This window comes from Spirosoma sp. KCTC 42546 (assembly GCF_006965485.1).
Lineage (GTDB): Bacteria > Bacteroidota > Bacteroidia > Cytophagales > Spirosomataceae > Spirosoma.
Genome location: NZ_CP041360.1, coordinates 3,681,046 through 3,702,552, shown reverse-complemented (window position 1 = coordinate 3,702,552; position 21,507 = coordinate 3,681,046). Strand labels below are relative to the sequence as shown.

The window sequence follows — 21,507 nt, the reverse complement described above, 5'->3', positions numbered from 1 at the left end:
ACTTTATAAGGTCAATACTCGCATGACCTGAAACGATGCTCGTTTCATATAATCGGCGGCATTTGCGATGGCTTCTTCTAAACTGGCTGGGCCGGGCATGATGGAAAAGGCACTTGTCAAACCCAGCTCAACCAGCTCATCTGGCTTGAGTTGTAAAGAGCCACACAACGCTACTACGGGAATACCTCGTTCTCCCGCCAATCGGGTAATTCCTGCAATAAGTTTACCCTGTAAGGTCTGATTGTCGATTCGCCCTTCGCCCGTGAACACGAGGTCTACGCCCGCCATTTTTTCGGCCAACTGGGTATCTTTCATCAGCAGATTAACCCCTTCGGTCAGGCGACCCTTCAGGAATAAAACAGCACCGGCACCTAATCCACCCGCAGCACCCGCACCGGGCATATCGGCTAAATCAATGGCAAACTGGTTATAAACAACCTTTGCCCAGTGTTTCATTCCGGCATCCAGCCTGGGCAAATCAGCCGGTTTGGCTCCTTTCTGAGGGCCGTATATATACGTTGCTCCTTGTGGGCCGACCAGCGGATTCGTAACATCACAGGCGACTTCAACCGTTCCTTTCCAGGCAGATTCAGGTGGAATGATTGTCTGGATTTCGCCCAGATTCCCCCCACAGGGGCGTAATGGCTGGCCTGATTGATCAAGAAATTGCCAGCCCAGCGCTGCTGCCATGCCCGTTCCGGCATCGTTGGTAGCACTACCGCCAATTCCCAGCACAATTCGTTCAACCCCTTGCTGGATGGCGTGCGCGATCAATTCACCAGTTCCAAATGTATTGGCTTGAAATGGGTCGAGCTCTGCAAGTTGAAGCAATCGCAGGCCCGATGCCTGGGCCATCTCTATAAACGCAGTTTTACCATCACCCGAAATACCATAACCCGCTTCGACCGGATGGCCCAACGGGCCCTGAACGGTTAAGGTATGCCACACCCCCTGGGTAACCTGTGTTAGTACATCGGCCGTACCTTCTCCCCCATCCGCCATTGGAACAGATAACACTTCGGCCGTTGGATTGGCCAGTAAAATCCCTTCGGCCATAGCCGCACATACTTCCGAAGCAGTCAGTGAACCCTTGAACTTATCCGGCGCCAGTAAAATCTTCATTGTCAATAATTGTGTATCCTTTGGTTAGTGAGTAAGTTGGCAGCCAATTCGATTTACTGCCTTCTCTAGAATTATGTCCTTACTTAAAGCAGCTATCATTGGTGGTGGCAATATTGCCGATACGAATCATATTCCCGCGCTTAACCAGTTATCCGATCAGGTTGAGGTTGTAGCCGTTTGCAGCCGCGACTTAACAAAAGCCCGTGCCCTGGCCAACAAACATGGCATTGCCAACGCCTTTTCGGATACTGGCGAACTATACAGCCAGTGCGCACCGGATGTGGTGGTCATTTGCACACCCAACAACCTTCACTATCCACAAACGATGGAGGCTCTGACCCATAACTGTCACGTTCTCTGCGAGAAACCACCTGCTATACATGCTCAAAACGCCCGCGAAATGGCCGAACTGGCCGCTCAGAAAGGCCTTGTTCTGGCGTATAATTTCCAGCTTCGGCAAACGAGTGAATGGGCGTTGTTGACGCGCTGCAAAGATGATGGACTACTGGGTGAAATCTATCACATCAAAGCACATTTTCTTCGTCGGCGGGGAATTCCGGGCTGGGGTTATTTCACCAATAAGGCCATGCAGGGTGGTGGCGCATTAATGGACCTGGGCGTTCATGTACTCGACTTGGCCTTGTGTGCTCTCGGTTACCCTACTCCCGATCAGGTTTTGGGGAATACATACGATTTTATTGGAAAAGCTGGTGGCAAAGGATTACTGGGTGCCTGGAATCCCGCTACGTTTGAGGTTGAAGATGCAGCAACAGCCTACATTTCGTTTCCCAACAAAGCGTCGATCATTCTGTCGGCTTCGTTTGCGCTCAATACGCAGGTGGATAAGGATCGCAATCTGGAACTGTTTGGCAGTAAAGGCGGGGTAAAGCTATTTCCGTTCAGCCTTCATACTGAAATGGCTGGCGAGCTGGCCGATGTTCAATTTCCGTATCTGGAGGAAGTTGATATTCAACTGAAAAACACAGCCGCTTTTCTGGATGCATGCAACGGCAAACCGTCAAACGTTTGTACGGCGGAACAAGGCGCCATTTTACAGGAAATCATCGAACGGATTTACCAATCGGCATCTGCATAGTCATAAATTGTCAGGCATAGTCAAGAGTTGTTTAACTATACTTGACTATGCCTGACAATCAGTGACAATCAATGACCAATTTCTACACCAGCTCTTTCTTCGAGCGGAGCCACTCGGGTTTGGTGGTCGTTACGCAGGCTTTTAATTCATTTAGCATGGCATACAGACCGTAGTAGGTTCGGTTCACGTACAGGCCGTCCTGGGATCCTCTGGCTACTTTTGAATTTTTCAATTCCTGCACATTGGTCAGCCCTTCGGCAAAGGCATAGACTTTCGTAAAGTACGAATCGTCGCCAAAATCAAAGGAATCGACGGCAAAGGGTTCAGCCAGCATGAGGGTCATTTCTTTAAATAAATCAGAGAAAAATACCCGCTCTTTCGGCGAATCAGCATCCGTCAGGAACTCCAGATTTTCAAAAATCTCTTCGGTGAGATCGGGGTCTTCGAGTGTATCAGGATTGACAAGCCGGAAGTAGTTATCGTAGTAAAAATCCGGAATCACCTTTACACAACCGAAGTCGATAACGCCCATTGTCCCATCTGCCCGCATCAGGAAATTACCCGGATGCGGATCGGCATGAACCTGTCGGAGCGAATGAATCTGAAAATCATAAAAGTCCCACAGTGCCTGCCCAATACGGTTCCGAACAGCCTGAGAAGGGTTGGTTTTCAGAAACTCTTTCAGATGAAGCCCATCGAGCCAGTCCATGGTCAGTATCCGCTTGGAGGATAATTCGGGGTAGTATTTCGGGAATACCAGATCAGGAATATGCGCACAGGCCTCAGAAATATCAATTGACCGGCGAAGTTCCAGATCATAATCCGTTTCCTCCAGCAGTTTCGACTCTACTTCACCCATGTAGCGGTCAATATCGCGCTCATTCAAATTCAATAGTCGAACAGCCAGTGGTTTGGCAATCTTCAAATCTGAACTGACGGCATCGGCAACACCCGGATATTGGACCTTAACCGCCAGCTTTTTGCCGTCTTTAAAGGCCTGGTGTACTTGTCCGATACTAGCCGCATTCACCGCCTGAATATCGAACTTATCGAATAATTGTGCGGGTGTCTTGCCAAAATAGGTCTTGAACGTTTTCACCACAAGCGGCCCCGACAACGGAGGAGCTGAGTACTGCGCCATGGTAAACTTATCGGAATAAGCCACGGGAAGCAGGCCCCGGTCCATGCTCAGCATCTGGGCCATTTTCAGAGCTGAGCCTTTCAGCTCACTGAGTGCGTCGTAAATATCGGCCGCATTGTCTTTGTGCAGTTCATCCTTCGACAAACTCGGGTCGAGTAGCTTTTTGCTGTAATGCTTAATATAATTCCCGCCCACTTTTACTCCGGCTTTCACAAACTGGCTGGCACGGGCAACTTTGGTGGTCGGAACGGAGGTTTGGCTTTTCATAATGTAAAATGATCAATGCATAATGTATAATGCACTGGGCTCTTTGCCATTGTCCATTTTACATTATGCATTACACATTAATTATTTATTTTGGTACATAAACTTGGCGAAATCGAACAGGGTATCCAGGGGCGAACGGCCAATGAGGTCGAAGGCGGTATTGACTGATTTTTCGATAGCCGAATCAGTTTTTTCAAAGTTTTTGCTCACATCGCGTACCCAGAAGTCCAGCAGGTAGAGGGTCTGGCCCCATAGTGCGTTCGGATAACGGTCGGTGATAAATGGGCGGGGTTCTACTTCTTTACTTTCCCGGCCTTCGGCCAGCAAATCGCGGGCATAATCAAAAAACTCCTCTTTGAACAAGCTAAGCACCTGCGATTGGTTCGTACGCCCAAAGCCTTGTACTTTCCTCCCCATGCTCCCTGTCCCTTGCTCCATGCCCATACGTCCATAGCTATATACGACAAAACTGCGCTGGGCTTTTAGTAACTCGATCCAGGTGTAATAGAAGGCCAGCAGTTTCTCCCGAACAGAGTAGCCCTGATAGGTTTCGTCGGCTTCAACAGTTGTTTTGGCTTCTTTAAACAAAGTAAGCCAGATGTCGGCTTCAATGGCATCAAAGGATGCATACTCGGTATAGAAGTCGGCTTCGGCAATTTTCAATTTCTTGACAAACTGGAAGACAGAGGTGGGTTGTTTCCCGTTTTCAAGTACGTACTCTGTGTAGGCTTTACGGATTTTTTCGAGCGTTTCCATATACAAGAGCAACGGTCTGTACATCAGAAAAGTTTGTCAACCTTTCCACAATATCCTACTGTTTACATCTGTTTTTCTTGTAAATTTCGGATACAATTTGTCCTATTGATTTTCGCATGAAGAACTGCTCTGTTTTCCTGCTTCTTTTATTGGGCGTTGGTCTGGTTTCTCCGGCAATTGCTCAACAAGCTTATGAAATAGCCATCAACAAACCAGCCGAAATCAATGGCATTGAATACGGCTATACAATTCGTAACGAATGCAAAAAAGAACTGAGTCACTTAGGTACGTTCAAACGGTACGAACTTACGGTCTATGCCACTAATAAAAGTGGAGTGACTAAGCTCTTCAATCCCCGGCAAACGTCTTTTGGTGTGCGGGATCAGGACCTGCTGGCCCGGTTCGACTGTTTAAATGCAACCGGAGCGAAACTGACTTCGAAAACAATTACCCTCCGTGCCCGACCAACGTCAACCTCCTACACAGCCTCGGCTAAAAATATGGATGGAGGAGAGGGCAAAACCCTTTCGACCACGTTACCTATCCAGCCAAGTCACACCTTTGAAAATGGCGAAACGCTAACCAATAACATCGTTGTGATTGTACCTGATGGAGAAGAGCCTCACCTACAGGTTCGTATCAAGTCTCTCGATAAGTCCCCTATCCGATAGCCTGCTTTCGAAATTCTTTAATTTTTTTTCCGAACTTCGCCTTTCAGTTATCGTATTTGTCACTAGAAGCCGTACTCATGAACTTGTCAACCCGCTTTACTCTATTCTGCATTGTATGCCTGAGCACAGGTCTATTGATAAATAGCCAGTGTTTTGGCCAGTATGGGGGCTATGGAGGGGGTGGATACGGTGGTGGCATGGGGGGCCGGATGGGCGGTATGAGTGGTATGAATCAGCAGCAGATGCCCAGTAGCCCACGCTCCTCGGTACCGAATATTGCTGGCGATATGGCCATGAAGGAAACTAAATGGCTGAAAGATCACCTGTCTCTGACCAAAGATCAGTTGAAAGAAGTCAAACACCTCAACAATGAATACGCCAGCCAGCAACAGGATGCTATCAAAGATATTGTTGGTGCCAGTGGCGGTGGTCGGCCTTCTCCCGAAACGATCAAACAGATCCGGGAAGTGATGCTGATGTTCAATGAAGAAAAAGAAGAAAAACTAAAGCCTATCCTTACGCCCGAACAATGGACTATGTATCAGTCCCAAAAACCGGATATGCAGAAGGAAATTGGTGGATTCCGGCCACCCGCCCCTAAGAAAGACTCGCTGAGCAAGGCACCCAGCCAACCCTAGTTCCATACAATCATTTTTGCTGATCCAGGCTAATTTTCCTCAAGTCAATAAGTCTAATTGCTGATTTACTACGTAAGTGTGGCGGTAACCCTAATTTTACTCGCCCTGCTTATGAAACGCTTATTAATTTTACTTTTCCTACTCAGTTGCTCAAGCCATACTGGATTCGCGCAGAAAGCCACAAGTCTGCACCAGGCCATTCGGTATATTAAACTAGCCATTACCCTTCGGGAAGTCGATAAGCCGGATGCCTCCATCAACCTGCTCCAACGGGCTTTACCCGCAACAAAAACGAGTAGTTTGTATTGGGAAGCCGTCACCAATGAGCTATTAGGCCTTTCGTACCAGGATCTGAAGGATACAACTACAGCCCTACGCTACCTCGAACGGGCTGGTGCTCAGTATCTCAAACTCAAGTATGTGGCCAGTGCCTGGGGTGTCAATGAAATTGCCCGAAGTCTGTCGAATAAAAATCTGTATGCTGGTATCCAGATTGGTTTGTCAAGCATTAAACTGGCGATCCTCAAAACGAAATACGAAACTGATTTTTATGAGAAAGACATAAAGTCGATTGCGGATATTGCCAACCCTTCTCAAACGTTGTTCGCTGATGCATCGGGTGGGTTTCGGGCGGAGCAGGATGCGTTACGATCCTGTCTGGACTCCATTAAGCGGTACAACATTCCGAATGAGCGCGTCTTTATCGTTCTGAGTAACGACGTCCGGGAGGAATTGGCCCGCAACCCCGACAGCCGCCGAAAAGTGTACGATCAATTGTCGCGGGCACTTCCCAACAGCAATCTAAAAATCGACACCTCATTGACCGCCAACCGGGAAGCGGAGTTATTTACCACGGGAGCAATTCCACGTAAAGTATGGCCTACAACCTCGGCTCTGGACCTCGGCAAGAACAGTACCGTTGGCGGCTATTTCGAACAAGGCTCTACCCCTGCGTCCAAAACGTTTCATGGAATTAACCTCCCAGTTGGTACGAACTCGTTGGTTGCCCAGATCGAAGCCAAACGCTCACTGACTATGGATGCTTACAAAAAGGAAGCGCCACGGGTCATTAAATCAATGGCAGACTCTATTTTTAGCAACCGCTTTACCACCAACAACAAAGGGCTACAACAGCGGAATACAGTAGGCGTTGGTGGGGATATTGTTTGGGCACTGGTTACTTACCTTCATCCTGAACGAGCCAATGTTACGGCTGTCCCTATTACACTAGACGATGTAGAACGGTTTAAACGCCTGGCCCTGACAGACTACAAAGAGCTAACGAAACCTAATCTGAATGCCGTAATTGACCCGGCCACCCGTAGCAAAGTGGAGAAGGACGTAACCACCTTACAAAACTTGCTAACAGAGAAACAACTTATTGCTGGTGCCTTATGGCTGGACTCTATCATGAAAGCGTATTCATCAACTTCAAGCCCAAAACGTTTCGTATTTGTCCGAAATGCGGATATTGGCTGGGTAACCGGCAAGTTTTTAGAAACGATCAATTACGAATACGAGTCTACCATTGCAAAAGGGGCATTGTACACACGATAGTATTAACTTACTGACCGAATTGAAAATATAAAGACGGGCTGCTTAACTAATTAAAAGCAGCCCGTCTCAGTTAAATCCAGCGTATGGTTGCTAACGTAGCAGTAATCGTAAATTAAATTCAAACCCTGGCAGTACATCTTCACCTGTAATAGGCTGCTCAAAGTTGGTATGCCGACTAATGGTACCATCTGCCCGATAAATCATTACTTCCTCATTTTTAGGATCAATAAGCCAGCCTAATAACACATTATTGGTAATGTATTCCTGCATTTTTTCTTTTGCATTCGCAATTGAATCCGTTGCCGACATTAACTCAACTACAAACTCAGGAGCAATTGGCGGAAACTTCTCTTGTTGACTAGCCGTTAGCGAATCCCAACGGGCATCACTTATCCAGGCAGCATCGGGCGAGCGTACTGCTCCATTCGGGAATTTAAATGCTGTCGATGAGTCAAATACGAGTCCACCAAACGATTCAGACCAAAAATCTAACCTAGATATAATTTTTGTATTTCGATTCCCAGTTTTTCCGCCTGTATTTGGCATAGCAGTAATAATTCCGTTGGGTTCGCGCTCAAATTTCAGATGTTCGTTTTGACGACAAAAATCGTAGAACGCGTCATCGTCCATCTGATAATTGGCAAACTCGACGGTTGTAGGCCGTTGTTCTTCCGGTAAATTTGCAATACTGATTGTCATTGCCGTAGTATCTTAACATTGTAAAGATAACCAAAATCATTCCAAATCGGCCACATACGCTCCCATTTGCCGTACGGAATAACAGGCAATTCCACGTTGCCTGGCCTCGCCTAAGAGCTTGTCTGTCAGAGGGGTTTTATTCGAATCATCGAAAATAATGTGTCGCGCTACTACGCGTCCGTTGAGTTGATCCCAGTGTTGTAAGGCATTTCGACGGATGATCAGATAGTCCACCACAGCCGGTAATCGCCACCGATTTTGACCAGACAGTTTATTAACCAATAAGAGTGTCTTACCATGCCAAACCCACAACGCATACGCAGGTGTTCGGTAGTAGTAAGGTATGTCAGTCAGTGAGTCCACTGCATTGTCGGATCGTTTCACATGGGCAATCGTCAACTCCTTCACACCCCACTGCCCAAAGGTATTTTTGAGATAAAAATCAAACGAACGTGTATCGTTTGTATCCAGATCGGTTAGCAGGGTGCTTCGATGGCCATAGGTCAGGCTCACAGCAGTTCGATGGGGTAAAAAATGAACAGCTACTTGTTGCTGATTTTGCTGACTATACTCCTCCCAACCGGTTATCATCGCCAGTAAAACCGCAGCCGCAGCCGTTGCCCAAACATAAACACGATTTCGGGTTAACAATAGAGCCGCACCACATAGAATAACCGTATAAATCAGGAGCATGGCTATAGGTGATAGCCAGAGCCCATCCCAGGCCGCACCGGGCAATTGGCCCGTCTTGGTAACGGCGTAGTTGAGCAACCAGGCCGTTTTCTGCAACAACCACCCTACTGTATCATTCAGATAAGGAACCCAACTACAAGCTAAGGTAGCCATAGCCAATGGCAACAGAATCTCCGACATCACGATGACAATCGGATTCGCCACTAGAAAATACGTTGGAAACTGGTGAAAATAGAAGACACCTAACGGAAACGTAATTAACTGTGCAACAAGGGCAACCGCCGTTAACTCCCAAAGTTTATTTGCCCACTTATAACGAAAGGTTATTGACTGATAGAGCGAAGACTGCCAGGCACTAATGCCCGCCACAGCCAGGTAAGACAACTGAAATCCCGCCGAAAATAAGGCGTAAGGATCAAAGCACAGGATGAAAAATGCGGATGCCCCTAACGTATTCGGGATCTGCTGTTGCCGACCCGACGCATTGGCCAGAATCACCATCGTAAACATGGCCGCTGACCGAAGCACAGGGGGCGAAAAACCCGTGACAAGAGCATAAAACCACAAAATGGCTAGTTGAAGGCCAGCCATCAGAAGTTTACCATACCGTCGTTTAGCCAGAAAGCCAAGCAATACGGTTAGCACCTGAAACAGAATACCCACGTGCAAACCCGATACGGATAAAATATGTACGGCTCCCGCTGCCGAATACGCCCGGTAGAGCTCAGTGTCAAGGTCATCCCGACTACCCAGAATCATCGCGTTCACAATTCCATATTCGGCTCGGGCACCTACCTGATGGGTAAACACACTATCGGCCCAGCGGTTCACACGGGTGGCCAGTTGAGTAATTCGGTTGGGAGGGTCCAACCCCAGAATCTGCCGTTGGAAGGGGCGCAGGTATTGCTGGTGATAAATATTCCGGTAGCTGAGGTACCGTTTGTAATTAAACTCACCGGGATTCAGTGGCGGATCAATGGGCCGGGGTGAGCCTGATACCAGCCAAACCTCGCCATAGCGCGGCATAGGCTGGTCCGCCTTGTCGAGGTACACAATTACCCGACCACTTACAGGCTTCCAGGATGTAGTTGTTGATTGGCTGGACCTTGCAATCGGTTGTTGATCCAGTACCACTTGATGAACTATGGCCCGGCCAAACGTGGCCTGGCGAATTTCCAGTTCAACACGGTAAGTTTTTGCCCGCTCCTCTGGCTGAGCTGAAACGATGCCTTCGTAGGCTTGTAACGTATCAGCTAAGTGGCTGATGTTATCGGGCCGGTTGCTGGCGGTTCGTTGATAGGTAATAGCCCAGCCTAAACCTGCCAGAATAAGTAATCCACCTATACCCGCCCATGATTGGATTGGCCTGCCTATGTTTCCGACTGTACGAAAAAAGCCAGAAATGAACAGTCCCAGGCCTATAACCAGTCCCCAAATGGGTAGCATTGGCCAATTGGGCAGGAACACATAGAGGCTAATACCCGCAATCAGAGCGGCTACATAGCGAACAAATGGCTGACCCTTCATTCCTTAGCATACGCAGAGCCCGGAAGTACCATTTTATAATGCTGGATACCCGCTTCTTCGAACATGGGGCCAACCGCAACGAACCCAAAGCCAGTATATAGCGGCATCGCTGTTACCTGCGCATGTAAGTAAATGCGCTCGATCGGTTCAGGCTGCTGGCTGAATACGTTATCCAGGACAGCTTGAACTAATGCCTTACCGACACCTTTCCCCCGAAAAGCGGACAACACAGCGAACCGCTCTAATTTAACACCGTTCGATGTTCGACGCCAACGGGCTGTTCCGCAAGGGATACCTTCTGAAAAGGCTAGAAAATGAGTGCTACTCTCCTCAAACTCATCATATTCTTCCGCTGCCGAAACATGCTGTTCTTCCACAAACACCTTTCGGCGAATAGCAAAAGCAGTGTCAAGATCGGCAGGTGTTGAAATAGGTAAAACGTTAATCATAAAAGAAGTTTGTAGTTTGATGTCTGAAGTTTGACGTTAGCGCGAGTACTCGCTCAGTTTAATTCTTACAGATCCCCTTGGCTCTATATAGTACAAGATGAACAAGAGTATCTAGTAGAAACCAAAGAAGTTAGTTTGGCCAGGAACTAGTAAAAATAGTGTTTACTAATGCCTAAACTTCAGACATCAAACCTCACATGTTAAACACTACGGCACCAGCAAACGCTTACTGGCGATTTCGCTGTCGGTTTTTACCCGCACAATATACACACCTGTTGGTAATCCACTTACTGAAAGTGATACCCGTGTACTGGGGGAATCGGTATAAGCCGTTGTTCGTAGCTGACGACCTGCTGTATCGTATAAATCTACACTGAATGACTGAAACCCCTTGAGCTGAACATCAACCGTAGGATCAGTAGTGGCGGGGTTTGGATAAACCGTCAGGGTCAGGTTTTCTGTTTCGGGTAAGGGCGACTCAACCGATTTGATCAATCGGGCCCGTCGTGGACTCAGTGCCAGTACCGACCGCATCCGGGCGACCTGACCTGCCGTAAACAGATTCATGCAGGCATCTGGCCAGTAATTCATGTAGTCTTCCATCAAATCACGAACCTGTCCCTTCCCATCACAATTGGAATAGGTTTGCTTACAGGTCTGCTGAGCGGTTGATCCGTCAGCCATGGGGGGTGTATCGGCTACATAATCCTCATTACATCCACTCCCATCTCCCCACGGATGGATCAATCCCAGCCAGTGACCGATTTCGTGCGTAACCGTTCGGCCCAGTAAGTACAATGACCGACTAACCGTACCTGTTTGCCGACCAAACGTCCGGTGATCGATAATCGAGCCATCGGTGAGGTCATTCGCCGTTGTAGGTAACCCCTTCAGCGTGTCAGCCATTGTTGGAAACTGCGTGTATCCCAAATAATCATCCTGAAGGGTTGTCACCCAGATGTTCAGATACCGATCGCTGGGCCAGTAGGCAATTTGCGACAATAGCGAATCGTCGTTAAAAATATTGAACGATGCTTTTTGAGGGTAGTAATGTCGTGTAATACCCGTAGTTGGCTGCCCGTACGGGTCTTTGGTAGCCAGGAAAAACTCTATGCCTGCATCGGCCCCAATGGGGCTGGTGTTGTAGCCCTTAGTGCCTGCCTTACGTCGGTAGTCCTCGTTTAATACGGCAATCTGAGAGGCTATTTGTGCCTCAGAAATATTTCCATTGTTAGCTCCCCCAATGGCTAATGAGGCTGTGTTATGAACCACGTGCACAACAATCGGAATACGGTAAATCGTGTTGTCTGCTTGTTGACGAAGTGATTTTTGCTTCGCCAGTGCCTGCTCAACCCGATCGTTCAGCTCCGTCAGTTGCCGAGATCGGTTGGGGTCCCGTTGCTGTAAGATTCGTTCATGTTCGACCGTTGCGCATCGGTTAACGATCGGTTCCTGAAGGGACTGCGCCCCCACCCCAGATGTCAGTAAACAGAAAAGCGAACCGGCCAGCCAATGCCAGCCGGTTCGCCTGTTACTCATCAGGCTGTTATTGCCCTGCTTTATCATACGCTGTTATAATTTCACGAACGAGCCGGTGCCGTACCACATCACGTCCATCCAGCTCAACGAACGAAATTCCTTTGATGTTTTTCAAAATCTCCACCGACTCAATCAAACCGGACTTTTGCCGGTTGGGTAAATCAATCTGCGACCGGTCGCCCGTAATGATTGCCTTTGAGGTTGGCCCCATCCGGGTCAGAAACATTTTCATCTGCATCGGCGTCGTATTTTGCGCTTCGTCGAGCAGAATAAAGGCATTGTTCAGGGTCCGTCCCCGCATATACGCCAGTGGTGCTATCTCAATGATCCGATTTTCGGTATAAAACTTAAGCTTTTCAGCCGGAATCATATCGTCGAGCGCGTCATAAATAGGCCTTAGGTACGGATCAATTTTTTCTTTCAGATCACCCGGCAAAAAGCCCAGATTCTCCCCTGCTTCAACCGCCGGACGCGTAATTATAATTTTCTTGACTTCTTTGTTTTTTAACGCCCGTACCGCAATGGCAACCGCTGTGTAGGTTTTACCCGTACCCGCTGGCCCAATGGCAAACACCAGATCATGTGTTTCGGCAGCCTCAACAAGCCGTTTCTGATTATCGGTTCTGGCCCGAACCACAACGCCCCGATTACCATAAACCAGTACTTCATCATCATTGGGTATAACGGGTGGAGCTGTGCTACCACCATTAACGGGCTGCCCACTATGGCTGATGTAGTTCTGGATATTTTCCTGGGTTATTTTACCATACTTCTGATAGTGTTCCATCAGCGATTCCAGAATGTCGCTGATGCGGCTAATCTCGGGTGTTGTCCCTTTGATTCGGATTTCGTTGCCGCGTGAAATAATTTTGCTCATGGGAAACGCAGCTGCCACTTCTTTAATATTGTGGTTTTCTACGCCCAGAAAGTCGATGAGCGATACATTGTCGAGGGTAATGACTTTTTCGACCAAACGATGAATAGGTTTACGTGTGATTTCCGAAAAGTAAGCGATTTCTTTGCTTCTACAACACGTTTTATCAAAAAATTATTCGCTGCTCGTATTTTCCTACCGGGTACTACTTTTTTGTACAAAACCCATATTTACTGGTTATAAATACTTATCTTGCTGACATACAGTTCGCTGCTTAGTTTCTGTATCATGTACGCAAATCCCGCCCACAACCGTTGCTTAAAAAAACGAAAATTTTTTTGGCGTTATAGCATCAACATTACCAGAATGTTACGAACGTTTTGGTACAGTCGAGGTCTATACGTTGGCTTAACCGAAGTTGCCTTTTGCGAGGATGATTGCGTAAACTTGCAGTAAGTCATGGAGAACAACGCCCGTCCAAATCAACACCTTCGTAAACCATCGGCTTTCGCCGGAGGTCGGCAACAAGCCGGAAATCATTGGCTCGACACGGGTCTCGGTAAGCTTCCACCGCAGGCATTAGATCTGGAAGAAGCAGTCCTGGGTGCGTTAATGATCGAAAAAGACGCCCTATCATCGGTTGTCGATATTCTGAAGCCTGAGACGTTTTATAAAGAGGCCCACCAGCGCATTTATCAGGCTATTCTGACCCTGTTCGGCAACTCGGATCCAATCGACTTATTAACGGTTACGAATCAGCTTCGTAAAACTGGTGAGATTGAACTCATTGGTGGAGGTGGTTTTGTGGCCGAACTTACGTTCCGGGTTAACTCGGCGGCCAACATCGAGTACCATGCCCGTATCGTATCGGAGCAGGCCCTTAAACGGGCGCTGATTGCCATGTCATCGACGATTTTGCGCGATGCCTACGAGGATACTACTGACGTATTCGAACTCCTGGACCGTACCGAACAATCGCTCTTCAAGATTTCGGAATCGAACATCAAGAAGAACTATGCGGACATGAGTACCATTGTTCGGATGGCGCTTAATGAACTCGAAACCAAAAAAAATCAGGAAGGCTTAACGGGTGTACCATCGGGTTTCACTAATCTCGACCGTGTTACATCGGGCTGGCAACCTACGGAACTGATCATTTTGGCAGCCAGGCCAGCGATGGGCAAGTGCCTGGGCAAAGGCACCAAAGTTGTCATGTTCGATGGCTCGCTTCGTAAAGTTGAAGATGTTCGTGAAGGCGACCTGCTGATGGGCGACGACTCAACGCCCCGGCGAGTGCTCTCTATTGCCCGTGGTCAGGAACGAATGTACTGGGTAAAACAGAATAAAGGCATCGATTATCGGGTAAATGAAAGTCATATCTTATCACTGAAACGGAGCCGAAACGAAGGCGGACATACAAAAGGAGATGTGCTTAACATCACGGTTCGTGATTACCTGACGAAATCCGATAAGTTTAAAACCAACTATAAAGGCTATAAAGTTGCGGTTGAGTTTCCTGAGCAAACCGTTCCACTCGATCCCTACTTTGTAGGGTTATGGCTCGGAGATGGGCATGCCTATAGCTCTCGTATTACAAATGTAGATAGCGAAGTTGTTGATTACCTGCAAACCTACGCCGATGATCTTGGCCTGAAAATGGTCACATATCAGCAACCCAACCGGACAGCTAATTATGCGATTACGTCTGGCCAGCGTGGAGGTGCCCAATATGGACAGCGTCCGGCCAGATTCAATATACAAGAACAATTACGTGGCCTCTCCATCATTGAAAACAAGCATATTCCGCATAGATACCTCATCAATTCGACAGAAAACAGATTAAAACTGCTGGCCGGACTTGTTGATAGCGATGGTCATTATCAGGAAGAATTCAATTGCTACGAGATTACCCAGAAGAATAAGGAACTGGCTGAGCAGTTAAAATATCTTTGCGATACCCTTGGTTTTCGCTGCTCATTAAAGGAAAAACAAGCTACGATTGCCAAGATTGGCTATGCGTCAACAGTCTATCGACTCCGCATCTTTGGTAACCTGGATTCAATTCCGGTACGTATTGAGCGCAAAAAAGCTCGTCCACTTAAAGCAAGGGCCGACTGGCGCGTAACCGGCATTCAGGTTGAGTACGATAAGGTTGATGACTACTACGGTTTCTCAATCGACGGTAATCGCTTGTTTCTACTTGAGGACATGACCGTGACGCATAACACGGCTTTCGTCGTTTCGGCCCTCCGAAACGCGGCTGTTGACCACGGAAAGCCCGTAGCGATTTTCTCGCTGGAAATGTCGTCGGTGCAGTTGGTGAATCGTCTGATCTCGGCCGAAGCGGAAATTGATTCGGAGAAAATCAGGAAGGGTACGCTGGCTCCGCATGAATGGACGCAGTTGCACCACAAGATTCAACGACTGACTGAGGCTCCCATTTTTATTGACGATACCCCTGCCCTATCCATTCTGGAACTACGGGCAAAATGCCGACGCCTTAAAGCGCAGCACGATATTCAGATGGTCGTGATTGACTATCTTCAGCTCATGTCCGGCGATTCATCGGGCCGAATGGGTGGTAACCGTGAGCAGGAAATTGCCTCCATTTCGCGGGCACTCAAGAATCTGGCGAAAGAACTGAACGTACCGGTTATTGCCCTTTCGCAGTTGAGCCGGGCCGTTGAAACCCGGGGAGGTGATAAGAAACCACAACTTTCCGACCTTCGTGAATCGGGATCTATTGAGCAAGATGCCGACATGGTTTGCTTCCTGTATCGTCCTGAATACTACAATATTACGCAGGACGAAAATGGCAACTCGACGGTGGGTATTGGGGAAGTAATTATCGCTAAAAACCGGAGTGGCTCCCTTGATACGGTCCAGCTTAAATTCATCGGCAAGTTCACCAAGTTCTGCGACCTTGATTCCTACTTCGAGCCGGTTCAGGCGCAGGGTTTTGCTCCTGATGTGAATGGGCTAAGCAGTTTTGAGGCTCCACCGTCGGCTGGAAGTGTTTTCAAAAGCAAAGCTAACACGATGACAAACTTCGGCAATGCCGATCCAAGTCAGGAAACTCCGTTTTAAGAATCTGAGTTTTTTTAACCACAGAGGCACAGAGAGCACAGAGTTTTAATGTACTTATATTGTTACAGGTAAAACGCTGTGCTCTCTGTGCCTCTGTGGTTAAACTATTTTTAGTTTGCTCATTTCAAGCTATTCATCATTTTCTCTTCTCACTTACCATCTCACAAACATGAAATTAATTGGTGTACTCGCCTACCTGCTTATCTGTTTCAGTACCACTACCGAAGCCCAAAAATTGAGAGGCCTCGACAAAAGTCCGATGGACATGGCCTATTATCCGGACGATTTTGCCCATGATCGCAAGTTTGCCCCAGCTAAAGTCGGCGATAAGGTGTTTGCCCGCGTAACGTATAGCCGACCGGCTAAGAATGGACGAGAGGTATTTGGCAAACTAACCCCATATGGGAAAGTGTGGCGGGTAGGCGCTAATGAAGCTACGGAGGTGAAGTTTTTTACGGACGCCACCGTTCAGGGTAAAAAGATCAAAGCAGGGGTCTATTCGCTTTACGCGATTCCTACTGAAACCGAATGGACGCTTATCTTCAACAGTGACTTAGATCAATGGGGTGCCTATAGTTATAAAGAGAACCTGGACGTGTTGCGCGTGACAACCCCGGTTAAAAAATCAGACGAGCTGGTTGAAAACCTAACGATCCAGTTCAAAAAGGCGGGCGATAACGTCAAGGAATCAATTATGATCATTGCCTGGGACAATACGCTGGTTGAAGTACCAGTTGCATTCTAGGGTATTAAACACATTGCTTTATTGAACACAGAGCCACGGAGAACACAGAGAATTATCAATTGTATCTCTGTGTTCTCCGTGGCTCTGTGTTCAATAACATTTATCAGAAGTTGGGCTTCAGTAGGTATTTATTGTAGAACTCGTCAATGACTTTGACAGCCTCCGTGGGCGTATCAACAATACTGATCAACTTCATATCTTCTGCATTAATATTATGTTGCTCTTCCAGCATGACATTAGTAATCCAGTCGATTAGCCCCTGCCAGTATGACTTCCCTACCAATACGATTGGAAAACGAGCAATTTTTCGGGTCTGAATCAGGGTCATCGCTTCGAACAACTCATCCAGTGTGCCCATGCCGCCAGGCATAACAACAAAGCCCTGTGCATATTTGACAAACATCACCTTCCGAACAAAAAAGAAGTCGAAGTTGATACTCTTATCGGGGTCGATATAAATATTGCTATGCTGTTCAAAGGGCAGTTTTATATTTAGTCCAACCGATTTTCCACCCTGTTCAAAGGCACCTTTGTTCCCAGCTTCCATTATGCCGGGACCACCGCCCGTAATAACACCATACCCATGCCGAACCAGTTTGGCCGCTATTTCTTCGGTCATTTTGTAGTATGGGTTGTCAGGCTTGGTACGGGCTGAACCGAAAATGGACACGCAGGGTCCAATCTTAGCTAATTTATCAAAGCCTTCGACAAACTCAGCCATCACCTTAAAGATGACCCAGGAGTCTGCAGTTTTTATCTCATTCCAGTCGTGATCCTGAAAGGCTTCTTTAATGCGTTGTTCGTCGGGTGTTAGCAGTAACTCGTCGCGCTTGGGTAAATCATTGGCAATTCGTTCGGTGCTCTGCGTTTCAGAGCGATGAACATTCTCTTTCGTTTCGTCCATTTATGTACTAAAAAAGGCAGTGGGCGCGAATCGTACTCACTTATTTTAAGATATACCAGTCTCCTAAACTAATTAAAAATTTCGTTGTCAGCCATGCCAACGAGATTTATTACTGAGAAGGAATCTATTAACAGCTTTGTCAACAAAATCGTTTCATGCATTTATGAATGCCCTTTAGCCTCCCAACTGCAATGACATGGCACACAAAAGGGCTCGACTAGTCGAGCCCTTTTGTGTGTAACTATACCTGTATAGCCGCTTACTTGCGCCTGGTTTCCAGGAAGTACTCGATCCGATCCATGGCTACGGTCAACTCATCGATTGTTGGCAGACAAACAATTCGGAAGTGATCATTTTGTTTGTAATTGAAGCCATTTCCCGACACAACGAGCACTTTTTGCTCTGTCAACAGATTCAGCACAAAATCATCATCATCTTCCAGGCGGAACTGGCTCAGATCAATTTTCGGAAAAATGTACAAAGCACCTCTGGGCTTTACGCAGCTAACGCCCGGAATGGCCGTCATCCGCTCATAAGCGAGCATCATCTGTTTGTATAAACGACCCGTTGGAACCACCAGATCATTAATACTCTGATAGCCTCCCAAAGCCGTTTGAATAGCATATTGTGTAGGCACGTTCGCACACAACCGCATACTGGCTAACAGGGTCAGCCCTTCAATGTAGGACTTGGCTCGTTTTCGAGCACCGCTCAGAATCATCCAACCGCCCCGAAAACCAGCCGCCCGGTAATTTTTCGACAATCCGCCCATGGTGATGCAGAGCGTATCATTAATCATCTTGGAGATTGGAAAATGGACAGCTCCATTGTATAGAATCCGGTCGTAAATCTCATCCGAAAAAACGATCAGTTTATGCCGCTCGGCAATACGGGCGATTCCTTCCAATACGGCTTTGTCGTACACAGCACCCGTTGGATTATTCGGGTTTATGACAACGATAGCCCGAGTGCGGGGTGTAATTTTTTGTTCCAGATCAACCAGATCGGGGTTCCAATCGGACGCTTCGTCGCAGACATAGTGAACAGGCTTGCCTCCACAAAACGCTACAGAAGCCGTCCAGAGTGGGTAATCGGGTGATGGAACCAGCACTTCATCCCCTTCATTGAGGAGCGCCTGCATGGAGAGCATAATCAACTCACTTACCCCGTTACCAATGTAAATATCGTTGATTTCGATACCTGGGAGACCAATATTCTGGGTATGGTGCATGACCGCCTTACGGGCCGCAAATAGCCCCCGCGAGTCGGAATAGCCCTGCGCATTGCGGATGTTCAGAATTATATCGTGGACAATTTCGTCGGGGGCGTCGAAACCGAAGGTGGCAGGATTGCCAATGTTCAGGCTGATGATTTTGTAACCCTGACTTTCGAGTTCAAGTGATTTCTCGTAAATAGGGCCCCGAATGTCATATTTCAGATGGGTAAGCCGATCGCTTTTAAGTATTTCCATACCAGGCACTTCTACTACTTCGTCTATGCACGCTAATTCCATGCCGCAAAAGTACGGAACTGTCTGACAAGTTTAGGTATACTGCCTGTACAGAAAAAATTGCGTGCTGCTTTGGTGTCGGTTAGTAGTAACCGACACCAAAGCAGCACGCAATTTCAGATAGAAACCGTTAGTTAGGCACGAATAACACGGCGTCGGCCACTACAACTCCGTCGGCCTCTTTCGTTGATACCTCAACATAGCTTTTCTGACCCGGCGTTAGCGTAAACGAACCGAGTGGCACCCACTCACCCGATGTCTGGCCTTCGACCCGGATATCAGCCTCACGGATAGTTACGTCTTTGCGTTGTTTACCATCCGAAACGGTAATGGTTGTTTTACCTGATGCCCCCATAAGCTTCGGAAAATAAATATAGATATTGTAGTCCCCTGCTTTTGTTACGGCAGGGCTAAACTGAACTGTTTTCACCTCTCCATCAGCAGCTTTCGCGGTAAAATAACTTGGCCCGTAAGCGCCTTTGGGGTTGTTGTCGCGAGTCCAGTCACCCGTACGGGTTGTATGGGCTGTATCATCGTTATCCACCAGAATTTCAGGCGTACTGCCATCCGCCAAAGGGTTGGTTTTTAATTCCGCCTGGAGCTTCTTCACATCAATGGCCTGTACCGATGTTTTTCCATCAATGGCCATGCTCGCTGCCACCGCCGACGACTGGGCCAGTACCATAAATACGGGTTCCATACGGATAGATCCATACGCAATATGCGTGGCTGAGAGGCAAACCGGTACGAGCAGGTTTTTACATTCGTTTTCTTTCGGAATCAGGCATCGGTATGAGATCGGATATGGAGGGAAACCGCCTACCTGAACATCGCCCTCGTTTTTAACCATTTTTAGTCCGTTCTTCTCGATCACGATCCGCTGGCAATTGTGTGAATCCATTGTGTACGCAGCCATTCCCACACCGTCTGTCACTACGTTGCGCCCCTGACAGTTGGCCTGGGTCATCACATAATAGCCAATCATACGCCGGGCTTCCCGCACATACATTTGGGTTGACCAGTTCCCGCTGTCTGTGTATTCGTCTTTAGGGTAGCCTAGTTTGCGCATTTCAACCTGAATATCAGGGCGCATCCGTGGATCATGGCCGATAAAATAGAGTAAGCCTTTGTTATACAATTCATGCTGCCGCTGAATGTCGGCCCTACGCTGGTAACTGCCTTCGGGAAAGTCATAATTCATGCCGATCATGTCGGTCGAAAACGGGCCATTATTATTGATATCCGTTTTCTGATTCGGCATCCAGTCAGGCTTCAGGATGGTGTTAAACGCCAGCTTGGGGTTTTTCTCTATAGCCCGCAACAACAATTCATAGTGGGTTGAATCGTAGCCTTCTGGCTTCGTGATCGGGATCATGTTGGCCGGATTGCTGGTCAAACAGATACGGAAATTATAGGTCTGAACCTGTTTATTTCCGCTACCGATGGGCTGCAAAGCCGCCGGACTAATACCCCAGCATAAACCGCTCTCGGGTTTGCCGGGAATTTTATAGGGGTCTACCCCATCGGCAAATTGATGCTTGTCGAGCAGTTGAACACCGTTGTAGGTTTCCCCGTACAGCTTGTTGTCTTCGCGGCCAACGGTATAGCTAACGCCCGCCTTGGCCATCAGGTCCCCTTCGTAGGTACAGTCGAGAAACATTTTAGCCTTGATCACCCGATTCCCTCCACTCCCCGACGAGGGCTCCAGGGTTATGCTTTGAATCGATCCGTTTTGCTTCGTTGCCGACACGAGTCGGTAGGCATACAAGACGTTAACATCTGCCCGTTTAACGTAATCTTTAAACAGATCTTCCGCAACATGGGGCTCAAAAATCCACTGTTCAAACTTACCGTAGTGCTTGCCGATCCGCCGGTAGTAATCCCGGGCAATACCCGAAATGGCGTATTTATTTCCAATGTCTGTATAGCCCAGTCCGCCCGTAGTCAGGCCACCCAGGTGCCGTCCGGGCTCAATCAGGATCACAGATTTCCCCATTTTCTTCGCTGTATAAGCTGCAATAACTCCCGCCGATGAACCACCATACACACAGATATCAACGGTAACCGGGGAATTCTGGGCAACTACAGTTCTAGCTACTAATGGAATGCAGACAAAGAGAATTAGTAGTTTTTTCATACATGATTTGAAAGGGTTTATTGAACACAGAGCCGCAGAGAACACAAAGAATTTTTCAATTGAACGGAGAAATTATACTTCCTCAATCAATTAGA

General features: G+C 47.7%; 17 protein-coding genes. 6 read left to right on the top strand and 11 right to left on the bottom strand.

Annotation, left to right across the window (positions count from 1 at the left end):
* Positions 1–3 precede the first annotated feature (3 nt).
* Positions 4–1,122: a glycerate kinase gene (locus EXU85_RS15055; protein ID WP_142772879.1), complete on the bottom strand. Its 1,119-nt coding sequence runs from the start codon at positions 1,120–1,122 to the stop codon at positions 4–6.
* Between the two features lie 73 nt (positions 1,123–1,195).
* Between EXU85_RS15055 and EXU85_RS15050 the strand changes: the two genes are divergently transcribed.
* On the top strand, positions 1,196–2,218 hold the full coding sequence (locus EXU85_RS15050) for a Gfo/Idh/MocA family protein (RefSeq protein WP_142772878.1): 1,023 nt from the start codon (positions 1,196–1,198) through the stop codon (positions 2,216–2,218).
* An 82-nt stretch (positions 2,219–2,300) separates the two neighbouring features.
* Here EXU85_RS15050 and EXU85_RS15045 read toward each other — a convergent pair whose 3' ends face one another.
* Together EXU85_RS15045 and EXU85_RS15040 are read right to left on the bottom strand one after the other, a co-directional pair.
* Positions 2,301–3,626: an AarF/ABC1/UbiB kinase family protein gene (locus tag EXU85_RS15045; RefSeq protein ID WP_142772877.1), complete on the bottom strand. Its 1,326-nt coding sequence runs from the start codon at positions 3,624–3,626 to the stop codon at positions 2,301–2,303.
* 81 nt (positions 3,627–3,707) lie between these two features.
* On the bottom strand, positions 3,708–4,382 hold the full coding sequence (locus EXU85_RS15040; RefSeq protein WP_142772876.1) for a TetR/AcrR family transcriptional regulator: 675 nt from the start codon (positions 4,380–4,382) through the stop codon (positions 3,708–3,710).
* Between the two features lie 116 nt (positions 4,383–4,498).
* On the opposite strand from EXU85_RS15040, the gene EXU85_RS15035 reads away from it, so the two are divergent.
* The 3 genes from EXU85_RS15035 (at position 4,499) to EXU85_RS15025 (ending at position 7,248) form a co-directional block, all read left to right on the top strand.
* On the top strand, positions 4,499–5,053 hold the full coding sequence (locus EXU85_RS15035; protein WP_142772875.1) for an ABC transporter permease: 555 nt from the start codon (positions 4,499–4,501) through the stop codon (positions 5,051–5,053).
* 77 nt (positions 5,054–5,130) lie between these two features.
* The gene (locus EXU85_RS15030; RefSeq protein ID WP_142772874.1) at positions 5,131–5,691 is read left to right on the top strand and encodes a hypothetical protein; all 561 of its coding nucleotides are present in this window, start codon (positions 5,131–5,133) and stop codon (positions 5,689–5,691) included.
* Positions 5,692–5,802: 111 nt separating this feature from the next.
* Positions 5,803–7,248 (top strand): tetratricopeptide repeat protein, encoded by a 1,446-nt coding sequence (locus EXU85_RS15025; protein WP_142772873.1) that lies wholly within the window; start codon positions 5,803–5,805, stop codon positions 7,246–7,248.
* A gap of 90 nt (positions 7,249–7,338) precedes the next feature.
* Here EXU85_RS15025 and EXU85_RS15020 read toward each other — a convergent pair whose 3' ends face one another.
* The 5 genes from EXU85_RS15020 to EXU85_RS15000 all read right to left on the bottom strand — a co-directional run bounded on the left by EXU85_RS15020 (position 7,339) and on the right by EXU85_RS15000 (position 13,128).
* The gene (locus EXU85_RS15020) at positions 7,339–7,947 is read right to left on the bottom strand and encodes a Uma2 family endonuclease (protein WP_142772872.1); all 609 of its coding nucleotides are present in this window, start codon (positions 7,945–7,947) and stop codon (positions 7,339–7,341) included.
* A gap of 36 nt (positions 7,948–7,983) precedes the next feature.
* Positions 7,984–10,167 carry a ComEC/Rec2 family competence protein gene (locus EXU85_RS15015; protein ID WP_142772871.1) on the bottom strand — a complete coding sequence of 728 codons (2,184 nt, stop codon included), beginning with the start codon at positions 10,165–10,167 and terminating at the stop codon, positions 7,984–7,986.
* Positions 10,164–10,616 carry a GNAT family N-acetyltransferase gene (locus tag EXU85_RS15010; protein WP_142772870.1) on the bottom strand — a complete coding sequence of 151 codons (453 nt, stop codon included), beginning with the start codon at positions 10,614–10,616 and terminating at the stop codon, positions 10,164–10,166. The genes EXU85_RS15015 and EXU85_RS15010 overlap by 4 nt, the downstream gene beginning before the upstream one ends.
* A gap of 207 nt (positions 10,617–10,823) precedes the next feature.
* The gene (locus EXU85_RS15005) at positions 10,824–12,182 is read right to left on the bottom strand and encodes a M43 family zinc metalloprotease (protein ID WP_142772869.1); all 1,359 of its coding nucleotides are present in this window, start codon (positions 12,180–12,182) and stop codon (positions 10,824–10,826) included.
* A complete protein-coding gene (locus tag EXU85_RS15000; RefSeq protein ID WP_142772868.1) occupies positions 12,163–13,128 on the bottom strand; it encodes a PhoH family protein in 966 nt (321 codons plus the stop codon). The genes EXU85_RS15005 and EXU85_RS15000 overlap by 20 nt, the downstream gene beginning before the upstream one ends.
* Before the next feature lie 360 nt (positions 13,129–13,488).
* On the opposite strand from EXU85_RS15000, the gene dnaB reads away from it, so the two are divergent.
* Both dnaB and EXU85_RS14990 read left to right on the top strand, forming a co-directional pair.
* Positions 13,489–16,116 carry a replicative DNA helicase gene (gene dnaB / locus EXU85_RS14995; RefSeq protein ID WP_142772867.1) on the top strand — a complete coding sequence of 876 codons (2,628 nt, stop codon included), beginning with the start codon at positions 13,489–13,491 and terminating at the stop codon, positions 16,114–16,116.
* Positions 16,117–16,285: 169 nt separating this feature from the next.
* Entirely contained in the window at positions 16,286–16,861 is a 576-nt protein-coding gene (locus EXU85_RS14990) for a DUF2911 domain-containing protein (RefSeq protein ID WP_142772866.1), read from the top strand.
* Between the two features lie 103 nt (positions 16,862–16,964).
* Here EXU85_RS14990 and EXU85_RS14985 read toward each other — a convergent pair whose 3' ends face one another.
* The 3 genes from EXU85_RS14985 to EXU85_RS14975 all read right to left on the bottom strand — a co-directional run bounded on the left by EXU85_RS14985 (position 16,965) and on the right by EXU85_RS14975 (position 21,412).
* The gene (locus tag EXU85_RS14985) at positions 16,965–17,765 is read right to left on the bottom strand and encodes a TIGR00730 family Rossman fold protein (RefSeq protein WP_142772865.1); all 801 of its coding nucleotides are present in this window, start codon (positions 17,763–17,765) and stop codon (positions 16,965–16,967) included.
* Between the two features lie 259 nt (positions 17,766–18,024).
* Positions 18,025–19,236: a pyridoxal phosphate-dependent aminotransferase gene (locus EXU85_RS14980; protein ID WP_142776724.1), complete on the bottom strand. Its 1,212-nt coding sequence runs from the start codon at positions 19,234–19,236 to the stop codon at positions 18,025–18,027.
* Positions 19,237–19,405: 169 nt separating this feature from the next.
* A complete protein-coding gene (locus EXU85_RS14975) occupies positions 19,406–21,412 on the bottom strand; it encodes an FAD-dependent oxidoreductase (RefSeq protein ID WP_142772864.1) in 2,007 nt (668 codons plus the stop codon).
* Positions 21,413–21,507: the final 95 nt, after the last annotated feature.

What these genes read in the sequence shown, in the direction of transcription:
- EXU85_RS15055 (WP_142772879.1), bottom strand. Translation starts at nt 1,122, where the DNA reads ATGAAGATTTTACTGGCGCCGGATAAGTTCAAGGGTTCACTGACTGCT.
- EXU85_RS15050 (WP_142772878.1), top strand. Translation starts at nt 1,196, where the DNA reads ATGTCCTTACTTAAAGCAGCTATCATTGGTGGTGGCAATATTGCCGAT.
- EXU85_RS15045 (WP_142772877.1), bottom strand. Translation starts at nt 3,626, where the DNA reads ATGAAAAGCCAAACCTCCGTTCCGACCACCAAAGTTGCCCGTGCCAGC.
- EXU85_RS15040 (WP_142772876.1), bottom strand. Translation starts at nt 4,382, where the DNA reads ATGGAAACGCTCGAAAAAATCCGTAAAGCCTACACAGAGTACGTACTT.
- EXU85_RS15035 (WP_142772875.1), top strand. Translation starts at nt 4,499, where the DNA reads ATGAAGAACTGCTCTGTTTTCCTGCTTCTTTTATTGGGCGTTGGTCTG.
- EXU85_RS15030 (WP_142772874.1), top strand. Translation starts at nt 5,131, where the DNA reads ATGAACTTGTCAACCCGCTTTACTCTATTCTGCATTGTATGCCTGAGC.
- EXU85_RS15025 (WP_142772873.1), top strand. Translation starts at nt 5,803, where the DNA reads ATGAAACGCTTATTAATTTTACTTTTCCTACTCAGTTGCTCAAGCCAT.
- EXU85_RS15020 (WP_142772872.1), bottom strand. Translation starts at nt 7,947, where the DNA reads ATGACAATCAGTATTGCAAATTTACCGGAAGAACAACGGCCTACAACC.
- EXU85_RS15015 (WP_142772871.1), bottom strand. Translation starts at nt 10,167, where the DNA reads ATGAAGGGTCAGCCATTTGTTCGCTATGTAGCCGCTCTGATTGCGGGT.
- EXU85_RS15010 (WP_142772870.1), bottom strand. Translation starts at nt 10,616, where the DNA reads ATGATTAACGTTTTACCTATTTCAACACCTGCCGATCTTGACACTGCT.
- EXU85_RS15005 (WP_142772869.1), bottom strand. Translation starts at nt 12,182, where the DNA reads ATGATAAAGCAGGGCAATAACAGCCTGATGAGTAACAGGCGAACCGGC.
- dnaB (WP_142772867.1), top strand. Translation starts at nt 13,489, where the DNA reads ATGGAGAACAACGCCCGTCCAAATCAACACCTTCGTAAACCATCGGCT.
- EXU85_RS14990 (WP_142772866.1), top strand. Translation starts at nt 16,286, where the DNA reads ATGAAATTAATTGGTGTACTCGCCTACCTGCTTATCTGTTTCAGTACC.
- EXU85_RS14985 (WP_142772865.1), bottom strand. Translation starts at nt 17,765, where the DNA reads ATGGACGAAACGAAAGAGAATGTTCATCGCTCTGAAACGCAGAGCACC.
- EXU85_RS14980 (WP_142776724.1), bottom strand. Translation starts at nt 19,236, where the DNA reads ATGGAAATACTTAAAAGCGATCGGCTTACCCATCTGAAATATGACATT.
- EXU85_RS14975 (WP_142772864.1), bottom strand. Translation starts at nt 21,412, where the DNA reads ATGAAAAAACTACTAATTCTCTTTGTCTGCATTCCATTAGTAGCTAGA.